Source organism: Microbispora sp. NPDC046973 (assembly GCF_040644495.1).
Taxonomy (GTDB): domain Bacteria; phylum Actinomycetota; class Actinomycetes; order Streptosporangiales; family Streptosporangiaceae; genus Microbispora.
On record NZ_JBEYWQ010000045.1, the window covers coordinates 1 to 17,483 of the forward strand.

A 17,483-nucleotide genomic window follows, 5' to 3' on the forward strand; every position below is an offset into this window, starting at 1 on the left:
CGGGGTGCAGATGCATCTCGACTTCACCGTCGAGATCGACGGGTCCGCCAAGCCCGCCTGCGTCGCCCGGGCGATCTACCGGCACTACGCCTGACCTGTCCCGCCTGGCACCGGCCACCCGGCGGTCGCCCCGGCCGCCGGGTCGTCCGTTTGTTCTCGCCGCGGCTGGACGAGGTCGGGCAGGCCGATGTGGCGGTGGTGGGCGTGCCCTTCGACAGCGGGGTCTCCTACCGCCCCGGCGCCCGGTTCGGCCCCTCCGCCGTCCGCGAGGCCAGCCGCCTGCTGCGGCCGTACCACCCGGGCCTGGACGTCTCGCCGTTCGCGGCGATGCAGGTGGCGGACGCGGGCGACATCGCGTGCAACCCGTTCGACATCCGGGAGGCGGTCGAGACCGTCGAGGAGGCCGCCTCCGGGCTCATGGAGGGCGGCACCCGGCTGGTCACGATCGGCGGCGACCACACGATCGCGCTGCCGCTGCTGCGGGCGGCCGCCCGGCGGCACGGCCCGGTCGCGCTGCTGCACTTCGACGCGCACCTCGACACCTGGGACACCTACTTCGGGGCCGAGTACACCCACGGCACGCCGTTTCGCCGGGCGGCCGAGGAGGGCATCCTCGACACCGAGGCGGTGTGCCACGTCGGCACCCGCGGCCCGTTGTACGGCAAGAAGGACCTCGACGACGACCGCCGGCTGGGTTTCGGCATCGTGACCAGCGCCGACGTGATGCGCAGGGGCGTGGACGAGGTCGCCGACGCGCTTCGGCAGCGGATCGGGAGCCGACCGCTCTACCTCTCGGTCGACATCGACGTGCTCGACCCGGCGCACGCGCCCGGCACCGGCACGCCCGAGGCCGGAGGGCTGACCAGCCGGGAACTGCTGGAGATCCTGCGCGGCCTCGCCGGCGCCGATCTGGTCGGCGCCGACGTCGTGGAGGTCGCGCCCGCCTACGACCACGCCGAGATCACCTCCGTCGCGGCCTCCCATGTGGCCTACGACCTGATCGGCCTGCTCGCGCTCAAGGAGAAGTGAGCGACACGGAGGCGACGAAGGGGCTCCCCGCCGCCGCCGTCCAGCGGAGCCCCGTCACCGATCTTCTTGGTCGAGCGTGCCCTGCGCCTCCCTCGAAAGGTCCTGCCAGTCGGCCCAGGTCTTGAGCCGGTCGGCGTAGACCTGCTGGAGCATCGGGTAGAAGCCGAGGCCGAAGAGCACCCGCAGGGGCGGGTTGTCGGAGTCGACGATCTTGAGAAGCGCCCGGGCCGCGGCGGCGGGGTCGCCGGCGGGCTGCTTTCCCGCGAACGCGGCGAGGCGCCGGCGGACACCGTCGTAGACCGGGTCGGCCTCGGCCACGTGGCCGTTGTCGAGGGGATCGGGGTTCTTGCCCGACCGGGTGGCGAAGCCGCCGGGCTCGATCACGGTCACCTTGACGCCGAAGTCCGCGACCTCGTGGGCGAGGGTCTCGCCCAGGGCTTCCAGGGCCCACCTGGAGGCCTGGTACGCGCCGCCGAGCGGCATCGCGATGAGCCCGGCGGCCGAGGACATCTGGATGACGTGTCCCGATCCCTGCTCGCGCAGGTAGGGCAGCGCGGCCTGGATCACCCACACCGCGCCGAACAGGTTGGTCTCGAACTGGTCGCGCAGGTGCTGCTCGGTCAGCTCCTCGATCGCGCCGATCTGGGCGTAGCCGGCGTTGTTCACGATGACGTCGAGACGGCCGAAGTGCTCCTTGGCCCGCTTCACGCCCTCGAAGACGGCCGCCTTGTCGGTCACGTCCAGTTCGAGCGCGAGCACCGCGTCGCCATAGGCGGCGGCCAGCTCGTCGAGGCTCGCCATGTTCCGCGCGGTCGCGGCCACCTTGTCACCGCGGGACAGGGCGGCCTCGACGAACTCGCGGCCCAGACCGCGGGACGAACCGGTGACGAACCAGACCTTGCTCATGATGTCTTTCCGTTCTTTCTGCGGTTGTCTTGCTGTTTCACCCCCTAGACACGCAACGCGGCACGGATCTGACAGCGGCCGAGTGTGACCTGCGTCTCTCCGGCGGTCGTGGCACAGCACGCCCGCGGCCCGTGGGCCTCGCGCCCGGGGAGGGTAGGCCGGAAGGGAGGGCCGTTCCCGCCTGCGCCCGGAACGGCCGCCGGTACCCATATTGGGCAAAGTATTGACCTCCGTTAGAAATCTGCCTAACCTCCGGACGAGAAGGCGAGAGTCTCAGCTCGCTCCCGGACGAGGAGCTCGGTCATGCCGAATCTTTCAGTTTCACCCCCCAGCCCGGTTCAGCTCCGCCGCGCGGTGACCTCCAGCTTCCTGGGCAGCGTCATCGAGTACTACGACTTCCTGCTGTACGCCACGGCGTCGGCCGTGGTCTTCAACAAGGTCTTCTTCTCCTCCCTCGACTCGCTCACGGCGACGGTCGCCAGCTTCGGCACGTTCGCCACGGGCTACCTGGCGAGGCCGCTCGGCGGCGTGATCTTCGGTCACTACGGCGACCGGCTGGGACGCAAGCGCATGCTCGTGCTGACCATGACCCTGATGGGCGTCGCCAGCTTCCTCATCGGCCTGCTCCCCACCTACGCGCAGGTCGGCAGCCTCGCGCCCATCGCGCTCATCGCGCTCCGGATCCTGCAGGGTGTCGCCGTCGGCGGCGAGTGGGGCGGCGCGGTGCTGATGTCCGCCGAGCACGCGACCGGCAGGCGCGGCCTGTGGGCGAGCTTCACCAACGCCGGAGCACCCTTCGGCATGGTGCTGTCCACGGCGGTGCTCAGCGGCACCGCCGCCGTCATGGACGAGCGGGCGTTCCTGAGCTGGGGCTGGCGGGTGCCGTTCCTGATCAGCATCGCGCTGCTGGCGGTCGGCCTGTTCGTCCGGCTGCGGGTCGAGGAGACCCCGGTGTTCGAGGCCGCCGGGAAGCGCACATCGAGGCTGCCGCTGCTGGACGTGTTCCGCGACCACCCGAAGGCCCTCCTGCTCGGGGTCGGCGTCGGACTGTCCGCCTTCGTGGCCCAGGGCACCCTCACCACGTATCTCATCGCGTACGGCGTGCGCGCCGGCTTCCCCAGGCAGGCCGTGTTGAACGCGCTCACGCTCTCGTCCGCGCTGGCCGTCGTGGGCATCGTCGGCTGGTCGGCGCTGTCCGACCGGGTCGGGCGCCGGCCGGTGGTGCTCGTGGGCGCGGTGCTCATGGCGGCGTACGGCTTCGCGCTCTTCCCGATGGTGAACTCCGGCAGCACGGCCGTGCTCGCCGTCGCGCTCGTGCTCGGCCAGTCGCTCGTCCACCCGCTGATGTACGGCCCGCTCGCGGCGCTGTACACCGAGCTGTTCGCCACCGGGAGCCGCTACACGGGAGCCTCGCTCGGCTACCAGATCGCCGGGCTCGGGGCCGGTCTCGCACCGCTGCTGTTCGCCCAGCTCGACGCGTCGACCGGAGGCGGGACGACGACGATCTCCGTGATCATCGCGGCCTGCTGCCTGCTGACCGTGGTCTGCGTCCTGGCGCTGCGCGAGACCAGCCGCCAGGACCTGACCTCGGTCAGCGCCGCCGAGCCCGCGTCCGGTCGCGTCGCCGACACGGCGAAACCGTCCTCCGCCTGACGAGGAGAGTGCCACACATGCGCAACGCCGGACTGGGAGGCTGGCCGGCCCGCAGGGCCCAGATGAGCCCGGACCGCACCGCGTTCGTCTACGCGGACCGGCCACTGAGCTACGCGGAGGTCCACGAGCGGACGACGAGGCTCGCGTCGCGGCTGCGTGAGGCGGGGGTGCGGGCGGGGGACCGGGTCGCCTACCTCGGTCCCAACCACCTCGCCTTCGCCGAGACGATGTTCGCCACCCACGTGCTCGGCGGGATCTTCGTCCCGCTGAACTTCCGGCTGGCCGCGCCCGAGATCGCGTACATGCTCGAGCACTCGGGCGCCTCGGTCCTCGTCTACGGGCCGGAGTGCGCGGCGGTGGTCCGCGATCTTCCCGGCTTCCCGACTCTGCGCACGGTCGTGGCGCTCGAGTCCCCGGCGGAGGGGGAGCGGCACTACGAGACGTGGCTGGCGCAGGGCGACCCCACGCCGATCGACATCCCGGTGGCGCTCGACGACATCGCCCTCATCCTCTACACCTCGGGCACCACCGGACGGCCCAAGGGTGCCATGCTCAGCCACGCCAACCTGGTGTGGAACTGCTTCCACATCATGATCGGCGTGGACGTGACGAGCACCGAGGTCACGCTCATCAGCGCGCCGCTGTTCCACGTGGCGGCCCTGAATCAAACCCTGCTGCCGACCTTCCTCAAAGGCGGCATCTCGGTCATCATGCCGTCATGGGATGTCGACCGGTGTTACGACCTCATCGAGAAGCACCGGGTCACCTGGATGTTCGGGGTCACCGCGATGTTCGCCGCGTTCGCGCGGTCGCCCCGGTGGCCCGGCGCCGACCTGTCCTCGCTGCGCACCCTCATGTCGGGGGGCGCGGCCATTCCCGTCGCGTTGATCCGCGCCTACCAGGAGCGGGGCCTGGTCTTCTGCCAGGGCTACGGGATGACCGAGACCGCTCCGGGCGCGACCTTCCTGGAGGCGGGCGAGAGCGTGCGCAAGGTGGGCTCCGCCGGGGTGCCGGTGTTCTTCGCCAACGTGCGCGTGGTCCGGCCCGACCTCACCCCCGTGGCGCCCGGCGAGCCGGGCGAGGTGCTCGTGCAGGGGCCTAACGTCACCCCCGGCTACTGGCGTGACCCGGAGGCGACCGCCGCCGCGCTGACCGAGGGCGGCTGGTTCCACTCCGGCGACATCGCCACCCTGGACGACGAGGGCCACCTCTACATCGTCGACCGGGTGAAGGACATGTACATCTCCGGCGGGGAGAACGTCTACCCGGCGGAGGTCGAGGGCGTGCTCTTCGAGCACCCGGCCGTGGCGGAGGCCGCCGTGGTCGGGGTGCCCGACGACACGTGGGGCGAGGTCGGCCGGGCCTTCGTCGTGCCGCGCCCCGGCGTGGCCGTCACCCCCGGCGAGGTGCGCGACTTCCTCCGCCCCCGGCTCGCGAAGTACAAGATCCCGGTCTACGTCGATGTCGTCGACGCGCTGCCGAAGACCGGTTCCGGCAAGATCCGCAAACCCGACCTGCGCCGGCGGCCCCTGCCCGCCGGCCCCGAGGAGTGACTTGTGATCGTCACCGAATTCGCGCGCAACCAGTGGTACGTGGCCGCCTACGGCCACGAGGTGGGCCGGCGCCAGCTCGGCCGCACCATCCTGAACGAGCCGATCCTGCTCTACCGCACCGAGGACGGGCGGGCCGTGGCGATGGCCGACCGCTGCGTGCACCGCCGGTTCCCCCTGTCGGAATCGCCCAGCCATCTGGTCGGCGACCGCGTGGTCTGCGGCTACCACGGCTTCACCTACGGCCCCGACGGCGTCTGCGTCGCCGTGCCCGCGCAGCAGCGCATCCCGCGCACCGCGCGGCTGCGCACCTACCCTGTGGTGGAGCAGGACTCCTTCGTCTGGGTGTGGATCGGCGACCGCGAACCGGGCGACACGCTGCCGCCGCGCGCTCCCTGGCTGGTCTCGCCCGACTACGCCACCGTGTGCGGGATGGAGCCGCTGAACGCGAGGTACGGCCTGCTCGTGGACAACCTCCTCGACCTGTCCCACGAGACGTACCTGCACGGCGGGTACATCGGCACCCCGGAGGTGGCCGAGACCCCGATCACCACGGAGGTCGACGAGGACGCGGGCGTCGTCTACGTCAGCCGCCACATGGACGACGCGGCCTGCCCGCCGTTCTACGCCGAGTCGACCGGCATCAAGGGCCGGATCACCCGCTGGCAGGACATCGAGTATCACCCGCCGTGCCTGTACCTGCTGCACAGCCGCGTCGCCCCGGTGGGGTCGCCCCCGCCCGCCGCCGACGGCACGGACCCGCACGCCTTCCACGTCGAGGTCGTGTACGCGATCACCCCGTCGACGGAGAACGCCACCTACGACTTCTGGGCGGTGGCGCGCGACTTCGCGCTCGACGACGAGAAGGTCTCCGACTTCCTGCGGGACAGCAACCGCACCGTCGTGCTGCAGGACGTGGCCGCGCTCAACACGCTGGAGGAGGTCCTGGCCCGGGAGCCGGACCGCTACCAGGAGCTGTCGGTGAACATCGACACCGGCGGGCTGGCCGCCCGCCGCCTGCTCGCCCGGATGGCCGGCTCCGTGCCCCAGCAGACCCCCGTTCGATGAACGCGCGGGACTCCGGCGCGGAGGCCGGCCGCACCGTCTACCGCATCCGCTGGCTGCCGGGGACGGACCGGCTGCACGCCTCCTGCTTCTGCGGGGCGGAGCGCGAGTTCGAGGACCCGGTGACCTTGTGGGACTGGCTGCTCGGCCACCCTGAGGGCCACCGGCCCCGCCCCGCGGCGGCGCACGACTCCCCGGCCCCGGCCGCCGCGCTCGTCTGAGACGCGACATCCTCGAGAAAGGAAGCCTCGGCGACCATGCCCGTCACGGAACCGGAGCTCGACGTTAAGGTGGCGGGCAAGACGCCCGCCGCCGAGGGCGTCGTCCTCCTGCGTCTCGTCCGTCCCGACGGCGGCCCGCTGCCCGCCTGGACGCCTGGCGCGCACGTCGACCTGCTGCTCGGCCCGGGACTCGTCAGGCAGTACTCGCTGTGCGGCGACCCCGGCGATTCCTCGGTCTTCGAGGTGGCGGTGCTCCGGGAGCCCGGCGGGCGGGGCGGCTCCGCGTACGTGCACGACCGGCTCGCCGAGGGCGACACGATCCGGGTGCGCGGTCCCCGCAACCGTTTCGGCCTCGCCGAGTCGCCCCGCTACCTGTTCGTCGCCGGCGGCATCGGCATCACCCCGATCCTGCCCATGATCGAGGAGGCGGCGCGGCGCGGATGTGACTGGCGGCTGGTGTACGGCGGGCGCACCCGGGCCTCGATGGCGTTCGCCGACCGGCTCGTGCGGCGGCACCCGGGCCGGGTGGAGCTGTGCCCGCAGGACGAGACGGGCCTGCTCGACCTGGACGCGCTGTTCGGCGTTCCGCGTGCGGACACCCTCGTCTACTGCTGCGGACCCGAGCCGCTGCTGGCGGCGGCGCAGGAGCGGTGCGCCTCCTGGCCGAAGGGAGCGCTGCGGGTCGAACGCTTCGTGCCCACGGCGCGGAGCGGCGCGGGCACGACGGAGGGCACGGCGGAGGGTGCGGCAGGGGGAGCCTTCGAGGTGGAGCTGGCCCTGACCGGCACGACGCTGACCGTGCCGGAGGGCCGCTCCATCCTGGAGGTGGTCGAGGAGGCGGGGGTCTCGGTGCTGTCGTCCTGCCGCGAAGGCACCTGCGGCACCTGCGAGACGGCGGTGCTCGGGGGCGTCCCCGACCACCGCGACGACCTGCTCACGGAGGAGGAGCGCGAGGCCGGGGACGTCATGTTCATCTGCGTGTCGCGGGCCAGGTCCCCCCGCCTCGTCCTCGAACTGTGACCCCGCTCCGGAGTCACCGCCGCTCCGACGTACCGCCGCTCTGAAGTCACTGTCGCTCCGGAGTCACCGTCGCTCCTTGGCGTCCGCGCCGAGGAAGACGATGTCGAGGTCGCGGAGCCGGTCCGGGTCGGCGTCCACGGTGACGCGGGTGATCCTCCCGCCGCTGACGGCGAACGTGAAGACGGCCCTCGGCCGGCCGCGGTGCGACCACACCGCCGCCGGCACGCCGTCGACCAGAGCGAGCCGGGCGGCCTGAGCGCGTCCTGCGAAGAAGGCCGCCACCGCGTGGGCGCCGCGGATCTCGCCGGCCACGGCGTCCGGGTCGAGCAGCTCGAGCAGGGCGGCGAAATCCCCGGTCCGGGATGCGGCGAGGAAGGCGGCGACGACCTCCCGCTTCGGGGATCGCGCGGCATCGGATGCCATGGCCGCTCCCTGCACCCGGCGCCGGGCCCGGCTGGCGAGTTGCCGGGCCGCCGCCGAGGAGCGGTCGATGATGGCGCCGATCTCGTCGAACGACACCGCGAAGACGTCGTGCAGGACGAACGCGAGCCGCTCGGCGGGAGTCAGCGTGTCCAGCACCACCATCAGCGCGACGCCGACCGAATCGGCCAGCAGCGCCTCGTCCTCGGGGCCGGCCTGGCTCGCCGGGTGGAGGCTCGCGTGCGGCGCGGCCGGCTCGGGCGGCAGCGCCCCGGCCGACTCCTCACGCCGGGTCCTGCGCGCCTCGAGCATGTTCAGGCAGACCCGGGCGACGACAGTGGTCAGCCACCCGGCGGGATTGTCCACCTGACCGGTGTCGGCGCGGCTGACCCGCAGCCAGGCCTCCTGCACCGCGTCCTCGGCTTCGCTCGGTGAGCCGAGCATCCGGTAGGCCACCGCCTGCAAGCGGCCCTGGTGCTCGGCGAACCGCTCGCTCAGCCAGTCGTGCTCCACCATCGGTCACATTCCTCCGTCCCCGCCTGTCATACCGATTGACCGGCGAACCCGCGCCGATGTGACATCCGGACCGGCTCCGGATGTCCGGCCTGCCGGTTCAGGCAGCGAATACACCGAAATCACCAGGAGAGAATCGTGTCATTGCAGGTGAGTGCCATCATGCTCGGCGTCAAGGACCTGACCCGGGCCAAGAAGTTCTACGAAGGCCTGGGCTGCGAGATCGACAAGGACACCCGCCACTTCGTCTCGCTCAGCCTGGGCGAGGGATCCCCGAAGCTGGCCCTCTACGAATGGGAGGCGGCGGCACAGGACGCCGGAGTCTCCCCGGAGGGATCCGGATTCCGCGGCGCCTCGTTCCACTTCAACCCCGACTCCAGGGAGGTCGTGGACGAGATGATGCGCAACGCGGTGGCCGGCGGCGGCAGCGTGGTCAAGGAGGCGGCCCCCGCCCAGTGGGGCGGGTACTTCGGCTACTTCAGCGACCCGGACGGCTATCTGTGGAAGGTCACCACCTACGCCTCCTGATTCGTAGACCTGCCGCGGGGTCCCCGGCCACGCCGCACCCGGCGAGGCCGGGGGCCTGTCCGGGCTCCTCGCGGCGAGCCCGCATCTCGCCCGTCAGCTACTCCGGGTGCCGACGGTCTCGCCCGAGGCGATCGCCGCGTCCTTGATCCGCTGGTGCACCGCTGTCGCGTCGCCGCCCGGCGTGATCGGGCCGCGCAGCGCGTACACGATGAAGTGGTAGTGATGCACCCCGCTCGGCGGGCAGGGGCCGGCGTAGGCGGCCCTGCCGTCGCTGCCCGGCAGAACCTTCCCCGGGGCGAGACCCTCGGGCACGCTCGTCTCGGTGACGGGGATGCCGGTCACGATCCAGTGGATGTACGTCCCGCCGGGAGCGTCCGGGTCGTCCACCACGATCGCCAGTTCGCGAGCGGACGCGGGAACGCCGCTCCAGGCCAGCGGGGGCGAGACGTCCTGGCCTCCCTGCCGGGTGCACACGTACTTCCCGGGGATCGCCGCGCCCTCGGCGAAGGCCGGGGTGCTCACCTTCAGAGCGTCCGCCGGCGGGGCGCCCTCGGCCGAACATCCCGGGAGGACGACCGCCAGGAGGGCGCCGCCGACCAGCTTGCCGATCTTCATTCGGCCAGGATAGGCGGCCGGAGCGCGTCGGCGCCGTCTTCGCCCTCGGCGTGTGCGAGGCCGGGGTCGCAGCGATGCGTCCCGCTCCCGCCCCCGGCCGGGCCGGGAGCGGGACGCTCGGCGCGGTCAGCCGTCGATGCGGTGCGTGGTCCAGAACGACGACAGGTCGACGGAGGCGGCGGCCTGCGCCGCGGCCTTGAAGTCCGCGGTGGTCGAGATCCCGTACCAGTGGGCGGCGGCGTAGTTCTTCAGCAGGTTCTGCATCGCCGTCGTGCCGATCGTGCGCCGCAGGTCGTGCAGCGCGCACTTGCCGTAGGTGTAGACGACGGTGCCGTACCGGCTCGAATGGGCGTCCCAGTAGGCCATCGAGTTGCTGATCTTCTCGGCGGACGACTGCCAGGAGACGTTGTTCCAGCAGTTGGTGCCCGAGAGGCCGTTGTAGAGGTCGGTGGCATAGTCGGTGAACGCCTCGTCCAGCCACGGGCTGGTGTACTCGTCGTCGCCGACGATCCCGTACCACCACTGGTGGGCCAGTTCGTGGGCGAGCGCGGTGGAGCTGACCACGTCGAGCACGAAGCCGGGATACTCCATCCCGCCGAACCAGAAGTTGTTGTCCAGCACCACGTCCGCCTCGCCGTACGGGTAGGCGCCGAACCGTCCGGCGTGGGCGACGAGCGCGTTCTTCGCGGTGGTCATCATCGAGCTCGCGCTGCCGGAGCTGATCGAGCTCACCCGGTAGACGTTCACGACGACGCCCGTCGTCGTGGTGCTCGTGGTCTTGACGAACGGCCCGGCCGCCCACGCGAACTCGCGCACGTTCTTCGCGGTCGCCTTGGTGATCGTGCGGCCGGACGTTCCCGGCGTGTCGACGGAGGTGCCGGTCGCGGGCACCAGCAGAGACGCCGGGTGGTCGAGCGTCACCGAGTAGTCGCTGATCAGCGCGTAGAAGGACTCTCCGTTGTTGCTGTACGGATCGAGGTGCCAGCCGCTCGCGTCGCGGACGGCCAGGACCGGCAGCGCGTTGCCGATGAAGGTGGAGGACCCGTCGCGCCCGAACCGGTCGGCGCCGCTGGGCACGACGATGCTGAGGTCGAATCCGATCGATGCGCTCTGGTTCTGGGCGAGCGGGGCGGGCAGGGTGATCTTCAGCGCGGTGCAGGAGACCGACAGCGGGGACGGGGTGCCGCCGGTCACGTTGGTCACGGTGACCGGTGTGGAGGGGCACGCCCCGTGATAGTTGTCCCACAGGCGGAGGTAGACCTCCGTCAGGGGGTCCGCCGACGGGTTGGCGAAGGTGACGCTCTCGTGCCCCGTCCACGTGCTGCCCGAGGCGTTGCTGGTCAGGGTGACCGTGTAGGAGGGCGATCCCGGCGTCCTGGTCCCGTCCACCGCGTGGGCGGCCGGCGGAACGCCCCCGACGAGGACGAGCACGGCCGCCGCCGCGGTGATCAGGAATCGTCGCACCATGAGGAGGGTCTCCTTTCGAGAGCCCGGACCCCCGATCTGCCGACGTAATGTAACTTTTTGTCAAATGGCGGTCAACGATTGCTTTTTTATTGTTCTCGTGCCTGTGGCGACAGGATTTCGCCCGCTTTTCTTTCCGCCGTTGCCGACGCTCTGCGACTGTGGCCGTACGCGTTGCCATCGATACTCGTCCGGCCGGCGGCCGCACTCGGGAGGTCCAGGTGATTCGAACCATGTGTGCCAGGACCACCACGGCGATCGTCGCCGCGATCGTGCTCCTGGCTCTCCCTTGTTCGCCCGGCGCGGCCTCCGCCGGTCCCGCCGGTGATCGGCCGATCGACTGCCGCGCCTGGTCGCGGCCGGATCTCCACACGGTGAGGAACGCCAAGCCCGTGTACTCGCTCACGAGTGGAAAGTGGGCCGGCGAGGTGGACGTCACGCTCTGGCGCGGGGACGCGGGTCCGCGTGGGGAGTGGCACTACTGGGCGACCCTCACCGGTCGCACCCGTCCGGGTGACGCGGTCTGGCTCGACGTCTGGCCGCCGGGTGGCGGACCGTGGCATCGGTGCGGCCCCTTCCCGGTGGGCCGCGACGGCCAGGCGGTCTCCTCCCCGATGGCCGTCTGGCGTGACTTCACCCTGGTCAGAGCGTGCGGCCGGCACGACGACGTCAGCGTGTGCGGGCGGGACAAGGGCGCCATGGTGGACTGACACCCGGCGGTGCCGGCCGGGGGAAGGCCGGCACCGGGATCAGCGGGTCAGCCCGTCGCGCAGGGCGAGCCGTTGAGGGTGAACTGGTTGGGCGCGGGGTTGGCGCCGTTGTCCCAGCGGCCGAGGAAGCCGAAGGTCACGCTGCCGCCGTTCGCCGCGATCGTGGCGTTGTAGCCGGCGTCGGTCACCGTCACCTTCGACCCGCTCTGGGTGTAGGAGCCGTCCCACAGCTGGGTCACGGTCTGCCCGTTGGCGTACGTCCAGCCGAGCTTCCAGCCCTTCACGGCCGTGGTTCCCCGGTTGATGATCCGTACCCCTGCCTGGAATCCGCCGGGCCACTGGTTGGTGACCGTGTACGTGACCGTGCAGGCGGCGGCCGGAGTCGGCGAGGAACTGGGCGAGGGACTGGGCGACGGGCTGGGGGAGGGGCTCGGCGACGGCGAGGGGGACGGTGAGGGAGAGGGCGAGGGCGAGGGGGACGGTGAAGCGGAGGGCGAGGGGGACGGCGACGGGCCGGCGCCGGCGGGGATCACGACGGTGCTGATCGAGTTGGCCGGGAACGTGCCGGTGAAGCCGCCGGTCCCGACCCGCACGTCGGCGTCGCGCCTGATGGCCGACGTGTCGGCCGCCGCATACCGGTAGACCTGGGCGGTCGCTCCGCCGTCGCGTCCCTTGACGGCGACCTCACTGGTCAGGTCGTCGCCGGTCTTGTTCACCACGACGAGCGTGAGCGCCTCGTCGGAGGCGCGCTCGGCGGCGTACACCGCCAGCTTGCCCTGGTCGGCGCTGGTCGCCCCGACCGCCGTCTCGCCGAACCGGCCGCCCTTGCCGTCGTAGTTCAGGTACATCCGGAAGGCGTACGCGCCGGGCTGGGAGGCCGTGGGCGGTCCCCACAGGGTGGCGAGGTCGAGGCCCTCGCGGCCGAAGATGCCGAGGATGTCGGCCTGCGCCAGGGCTCCGTTGATGTGGTCGAGAGCTCCCCAGTTGTACTCGGTGATGGCGGTCTTGGTGCCGGGATACTCGGCCGCCACCAGTTCCTTCATCCGGGGGATGAGCCGGACCTGCGTGTTGATCCAGCTCTCGTCCGTGTACGACGGGTCCCACAGCGCCCGGGTGGAGCGCAGCCGCAGGGCGTCGGTGGCCGGGTCGCCGCCGGAGCCGAAGGAGACGCCGGACGCCTGCGGGTAGAAGTGCTCGTCGAAGTAGTCGAGGACGCGCAGCCCGTGCTCGTCCTCGTACTTCTTCATCTGCCGGAGGTACCACGTGGTGAACGGAAGCCCGCCGCGGACCTCCTTGTCCGGGGGGTTCGACCAGCAGTTGGTCCGGCCGCAGGTCTCCTGGTCGAGGCCGGAGTAGTCCCAGGAGGACCAGCCCCAGCCGACCGGGCCGAGGGTCTTCGCGCCGGGGTCGGCGGCCTTCACGGCGACGCCGATGAGGTAGGCCTTGTCGCGCAGTTCGACCGAGCTCGCGCCCTCGGGGTGGACGTCCCGGTGGGTGCCGTGCCAGATGTCGGGCTCGTTGTCGAGGTTGTAGAACTTCACGCCGCCGTTCGCGGCCGTGCCGTACCTGCCGGTGAGGTGGCCGATCCATTCCTTCACGTACGCCGCGCCGGCCTCGACGCTCGTGTCGTGCGGGTCGTTGCCGGTGATCTTCGTGCCGTCGGGCTTCACGCCGTTGCCGCAGTCGGGACGCCACTGGTCGGTCTGCTGCTGCGGGCCGTACTTGGCGACGGAGAACCCGCAGGACGTGTCGCGGCCCTTGGGGACCCAGCCGATCAGCGGGACGGTGAGGATGGTGTCGGTGCCGGTGCGCCTGTCCTGCTCGACGAACCGGTCGGCGGTGGAGCCGTCCGGCAGCTTCGACGGGTCGGGGTTGTCCTCGGCGATGTTCTCGAAGAACCAGTCGGAGGCACGGTTGCTGGTGTCGTACAGGTAGTTGTAACGGGTCGTCGCGTTGCCGCCCCACCGTCGCACCGGGAGACGCAGTTCCTTGGCCAGCGCCTCGTCGGCGAAGTTCATGCCGTAGATGTACGGGCTGATCGGGTGCCGGCCTGTGGTGGTGTCCACCGTCAGCGCCGGGCCGTCCGCCGCCGCGAGGGCGGGCACCTGCCCGGCCGCGCCGATCGACAGGGCGATCGCCGCGGTGAGGGCTATCGGGAGCGTTCGCGTTCGCACGGGTCTCCTCTCGAGTCCCTGGGGGATGCTGGACGTCCTGAAGCCGCCGGATGCGAGGGGAGCACCCGTCGCGCGGCCAGGCCATCACGCTGGCCAAGACCCGGGCGGGGAACAAGAACGCGGTCGGCGGGAGCACCGCGGCCACGCGTTGAGCAGCCACACCCCATCACGTGAGGATGGAAGTTTCACGAGGACACGGGTTTCCTGGGTCGAGACCGGGCGGTGCCCAGGCCGGTCCGCGCCGTCCGCGCCGTCCCCCCGGCGGCCCCCCGGCGGCCCGGCGGCGGCCCGGCGCGGGAGGGGCACGGAGGTCCCGCTTCCGCGTCGGGCCCACGAGGGCGTCAGGTGGACACGAGATCGAACGACTCCCAGGGGCCGATCGCGTCGCGGTTGGCGATCAGGGGCTGGGCGCCCCCGCTCTCGGCGCACACGTACCTGCCGTTCGCCTGCGCCCGGAGGCTGATCGTGCCGTCCGGGTTCGCGACCTGCCGGAAGGTCTCCCAGGGGCCGATCGCGTCGCGGTCGGCGATCAGGGGCTGTGCCCCGGCGCTCTCGGCCGTCACGTACTTGCCGTTCGACCGGGCGCGCAGCGCGATGTCGCCGCCGCCGAGGTCGATCCGGTCGAACTGCTCGTTCACACCGACGCCGGACCTGCTCGCGATCAGCGGCGACGCGGCGGCGGTGACGTACAGGTTGTTGGCCCGGGAGCGCAGGCTGACGGCAGGGGAGCCGCCCTGCTGCGTGCGGATCCGGAGGGCGTCCACCATGCCGACCGAGGTGGTCCTGTTGACGATCTTGATGGTGTGCTGTCCGTTCGCCAGGCCGGTCTTGCTGTAGACGACCTGCTGGGCCTGCCGCGCCCCCGGCGCGTACAGGTTGACGTTGGCCTGGAAGACGTCGTCGATGTAGACGTCCACGTTGCCCATGTCGCCGTTGCGCTCGGACAGGTAGTCGACGCCGGTGCCGGTGAAGGTGTATCGCGCGGTCGCCCCCGCCGTAGTCGTGTGGTGGGTGTCGTCGTTGTAGTCGCCGTAGCCGCGGGACGTCGTGTGGTGCCAGTTCGCGTCGTACGTGAGCTCGGTGTCGTTCACCAGCCCGCTCTGCGTGGCCCCCAGACCCAGGGCGGACGCGGTGCCGCTCAGGGCCTTCACGCCCCCGTTCGCCGTGCCGGTCAACCGGGCCTGCGCGTACGCGTTCAGCGGTTTGGCCGTGCGCTCGACCACGTAGACCGCGCCTGCGGCCGTCGCGAACGTGATCTCGGCGCCGGAGCCCGTGGTCAGGATCGCGCCGTCGGACACCCGCCGGACCCGCGCCTGCTGGCCGTTCCACGGGTTCACGACCGTGGCCTGCTTGCCGTACAGGCTCTTCAGACCGACGTACTTGACCTCGCCGGCCTCCCGCTCGGAGCTGACGAGGAAGCCGTCTTTGGCGAGAAGCGTGAACTTCCCGGCGAACGACGCGTCGCCGGGCACGGCCGGGAACACCCGGATCCTGTCGTTGTAGCTCTGCATGAGCGACTCGTTCAGCGCCGTCAGGTGTACCCCCAGGTACTCGAAGACGCCGTTGGTGTTGTTCGTCATGCCGTTCGGGTAGTTCTGGTACTTCTGCAGCATGGTCTTCATGCCCTGGTAGGCCTGGTCTCCGAGGCCCAGCCGGGCGGCCTGCACGGCGTCGTTGGACCACACGTTGCCGTAGGGGAAGGGCCGCTGGTTCCAGGTGTTCAGGGCCGTCTGGTAGTCGGGGGAGCCGATGCCGGTCACCTCGTACGGCCAGATCAGCTCGGCCGCCACGTTCTCGTTGTTGCGGGTCTGGGAGACGGGCGGCTGGTGCGGCTGGTAGGCGCCGTTGGAGACGGCGTACGGCGTCAGGTGGTCGAGCACGTCCTGCCACGTCGACCGCAGGCCGGCGTCGGTCCCGAGCTGCGCGCTCACCCGTATCGCCAGCGGGAACAGGCTGCGCACGGCCGCCAGGTCGGTGATCGCGTTGCGCACGTTCCAGTACGTCTCGTGCGAGTTGGAGTTCGCCATGAAGTAGGTGCCGGTGGCCGCGTCACGGGACAGCATGGCCGAGTAGAACTTCGCGGTCTCCCGCATGAAGGGGTAGGCCACGTTCCGCAGGTAGTCCGCGTCGTCGGTGTAGCGGTACCGCATGTACATGCTGTAGGCGGCCTCGTAGCCGGTGGACAGGATGTTCTTGGTGTAGTCGCTGCCGACCGTGCCGCGCGCGTTGCCGTCCCAGCCCATGGTCTCGGGCACCCACAGGCCGTCCACGCCGTACCTCGTCTGGGTGTACGCCTTCAGGGCGGCGTAGTTCCGGCTGTACAGGTTGTCGTGCCGGTCGACGAGGTCGGTGTGGTTGGAGGCGAGGAAGGACAGGTAGACGTCGCGCTGGTTCCAGTACCAGTACGCGTTGCTCCACTTCGTCTCGTCCCGCGTCGCGCGGAAGACGCCGTTGATGAAGTGGAAGGGGTAGTTTCCGTGGCCGCCGGCCGCGATCATGTAGGTGGACAGGTAGTACAGGTTCTCCAGGTAGTCGGCGTCGCCGCCCAGGCCGGAGTACTGCACGAACGACCTGGCCCAGAACGCGTGCCACCAGTTCTTGTAGCCGGTGAACGTGGTGGCGTACCCGGCCGACTTGACCGAGCTCAGCTGGGTGCGGGCCTGGGCGACGGAGTCGCGGCCGGGGGCGTTGATCCGGCTCGCCGCGGTGAACCAGATCGTGTAGCTGGAGGCCGGCGTGACGGTCAGCCGGACCGTCCGCGCGTCGACCACCTGGGTGGAGAAGCTCGCGCCCTCGACGGTGGCGGCCAGCGTGTAGCCGAAGCCGTTCGGATCGGACTGCCCCCGGCTCAGCCCGACCATGCCGGCGTCCGCGAACGTGGATATCGTCTTCCATGTGTTCAGATCGGGCACGTCGCCGCTGTTGGTGACGGTGGCGGGGTCCCACATACTCAGCGTGAGGGCCACACCGGACACGCCGCCGCGTGCGTCGTCCACGTGGATCCCCATCACCTCGGAGTTCGGCGACCCCATGACGGTGACGGTCCGGTTGTCGTCGTACTTCGTGACCAGAGTGCCGTCATAGAGGGACAGCCGCTGCTGGTAAGTGGAGTAGCCCGAGTCTATCGCCGGGGTGGTCGCCAGGTTCACCAGCCCGGCGGCGTACGCGGACTGCTCGGACAGGTCGGCACCGGACGTCTGCATCGTCAGCCCGTTCTGGCTCCACACCATGGCGCCGGTGCGGCCGTTGCCCACGGTCAGGCCGTACAGGGGGTTGGTGTTGGGCCGGTTGTAGACGACGTCGTGCTTGGACAGGTAGCTCGCGTAGTCGACGTTCAGCGTGCCGCTCGCCTGATCGAAGGCGGCGTCGGCGGCCGAGGCGCGCGCCGGGGCGGCGACCCCGCCGGTCAGCAGCCCCGCGAGGAGCGCGGGCAGCGGCAGGAGCCGCAGGAGCCTCATCACATGGCTCACCCTTTCGTGGTGGTGGCCGCCCCCTGACGGGTGGACGCGTCGCGGCGTGGCGGATCCGCCTCCCGCGATCCGGCGGGAGACGGGGAGTCGGTGCGGCAGTGGGTGAGGACGGGGGATCGCGGGGTGGAGAGGCCGCGCGGCGCCG

The 17,483-nt window shown here is 71.1% G+C and carries 14 protein-coding genes; 8 read left to right on the plus strand and 6 right to left on the minus strand.

Annotated features, from left to right (window positions below; genetic code table 11):
* The first annotated feature begins 150 nt into the window (after positions 1-150).
* Complete coding sequence (gene speB, locus ABZ860_RS39710) at positions 151-1,029, plus strand: agmatinase (RefSeq protein WP_357230873.1); 879 nt, start codon at positions 151-153, stop codon at positions 1,027-1,029.
* Positions 1,030-1,083: 54 nt separating this feature from the next.
* On the opposite strand, the gene ABZ860_RS39715 is transcribed toward speB, so the two are convergent.
* Complete coding sequence (locus ABZ860_RS39715; protein ID WP_357230876.1) at positions 1,084-1,935, minus strand: SDR family NAD(P)-dependent oxidoreductase; 852 nt, start codon at positions 1,933-1,935, stop codon at positions 1,084-1,086.
* 303 nt (positions 1,936-2,238) lie between these two features.
* Here ABZ860_RS39715 and ABZ860_RS39720 point away from each other — a divergent pair, with 303 nt between their 5' ends.
* From ABZ860_RS39720 to ABZ860_RS39740, 5 genes are read left to right on the plus strand one after another with little or no spacing between them, the layout of a single operon-like run.
* The gene (locus tag ABZ860_RS39720) at positions 2,239-3,588 is read left to right on the plus strand and encodes an MFS transporter (RefSeq protein ID WP_357230879.1); all 1,350 of its coding nucleotides are present in this window, start codon (positions 2,239-2,241) and stop codon (positions 3,586-3,588) included.
* Positions 3,589-3,605: 17 nt separating this feature from the next.
* Complete coding sequence (locus tag ABZ860_RS39725; RefSeq protein ID WP_357230882.1) at positions 3,606-5,141, plus strand: long-chain fatty acid--CoA ligase; 1,536 nt, start codon at positions 3,606-3,608, stop codon at positions 5,139-5,141.
* Between the two features lie 3 nt (positions 5,142-5,144).
* The gene (locus ABZ860_RS39730; RefSeq protein WP_357230885.1) at positions 5,145-6,206 is read left to right on the plus strand and encodes an aromatic ring-hydroxylating dioxygenase subunit alpha; all 1,062 of its coding nucleotides are present in this window, start codon (positions 5,145-5,147) and stop codon (positions 6,204-6,206) included.
* Entirely contained in the window at positions 6,203-6,424 is a 222-nt protein-coding gene (locus ABZ860_RS39735; RefSeq protein WP_357230888.1) for a hypothetical protein, read from the plus strand. The genes ABZ860_RS39730 and ABZ860_RS39735 overlap by 4 nt, the downstream gene beginning before the upstream one ends.
* Positions 6,425-6,460: 36 nt before the next feature.
* Positions 6,461-7,444: a PDR/VanB family oxidoreductase gene (locus ABZ860_RS39740; protein ID WP_357230891.1), complete on the plus strand. Its 984-nt coding sequence runs from the start codon at positions 6,461-6,463 to the stop codon at positions 7,442-7,444.
* Between the two features lie 63 nt (positions 7,445-7,507).
* Here ABZ860_RS39740 and ABZ860_RS39745 read toward each other — a convergent pair whose 3' ends face one another.
* Positions 7,508-8,380 carry a sigma-70 family RNA polymerase sigma factor gene (locus ABZ860_RS39745; RefSeq protein WP_357230894.1) on the minus strand — a complete coding sequence of 291 codons (873 nt, stop codon included), beginning with the start codon at positions 8,378-8,380 and terminating at the stop codon, positions 7,508-7,510.
* A 135-nt stretch (positions 8,381-8,515) separates the two neighbouring features.
* Here ABZ860_RS39745 and ABZ860_RS39750 point away from each other — a divergent pair, with 135 nt between their 5' ends.
* Positions 8,516-8,905 carry a VOC family protein gene (locus tag ABZ860_RS39750; protein WP_357230897.1) on the plus strand — a complete coding sequence of 130 codons (390 nt, stop codon included), beginning with the start codon at positions 8,516-8,518 and terminating at the stop codon, positions 8,903-8,905.
* Between the two features lie 93 nt (positions 8,906-8,998).
* On the opposite strand, the gene ABZ860_RS39755 is transcribed toward ABZ860_RS39750, so the two are convergent.
* Positions 8,999-9,520: a YbhB/YbcL family Raf kinase inhibitor-like protein gene (locus tag ABZ860_RS39755; protein ID WP_357230900.1), complete on the minus strand. Its 522-nt coding sequence runs from the start codon at positions 9,518-9,520 to the stop codon at positions 8,999-9,001.
* A gap of 126 nt (positions 9,521-9,646) precedes the next feature.
* The gene (locus ABZ860_RS39760; RefSeq protein WP_357230903.1) at positions 9,647-10,987 is read right to left on the minus strand and encodes a M1 family metallopeptidase; all 1,341 of its coding nucleotides are present in this window, start codon (positions 10,985-10,987) and stop codon (positions 9,647-9,649) included.
* Positions 10,988-11,205: 218 nt separating this feature from the next.
* Here ABZ860_RS39760 and ABZ860_RS39765 point away from each other — a divergent pair, with 218 nt between their 5' ends.
* A complete protein-coding gene (locus ABZ860_RS39765) occupies positions 11,206-11,694 on the plus strand; it encodes a hypothetical protein (RefSeq protein WP_357230906.1) in 489 nt (162 codons plus the stop codon).
* A gap of 47 nt (positions 11,695-11,741) precedes the next feature.
* Here the strand turns inward: ABZ860_RS39765 and ABZ860_RS39770 are convergent, their stop codons facing one another.
* On the minus strand, positions 11,742-13,868 hold the full coding sequence (locus tag ABZ860_RS39770) for a glycoside hydrolase family 44 protein (RefSeq protein WP_357230909.1): 2,127 nt from the start codon (positions 13,866-13,868) through the stop codon (positions 11,742-11,744).
* Between the two features lie 341 nt (positions 13,869-14,209).
* The gene (locus tag ABZ860_RS39775; RefSeq protein WP_357230912.1) at positions 14,210-17,326 is read right to left on the minus strand and encodes a hypothetical protein; all 3,117 of its coding nucleotides are present in this window, start codon (positions 17,324-17,326) and stop codon (positions 14,210-14,212) included.
* Positions 17,327-17,483 lie beyond the last annotated feature (157 nt).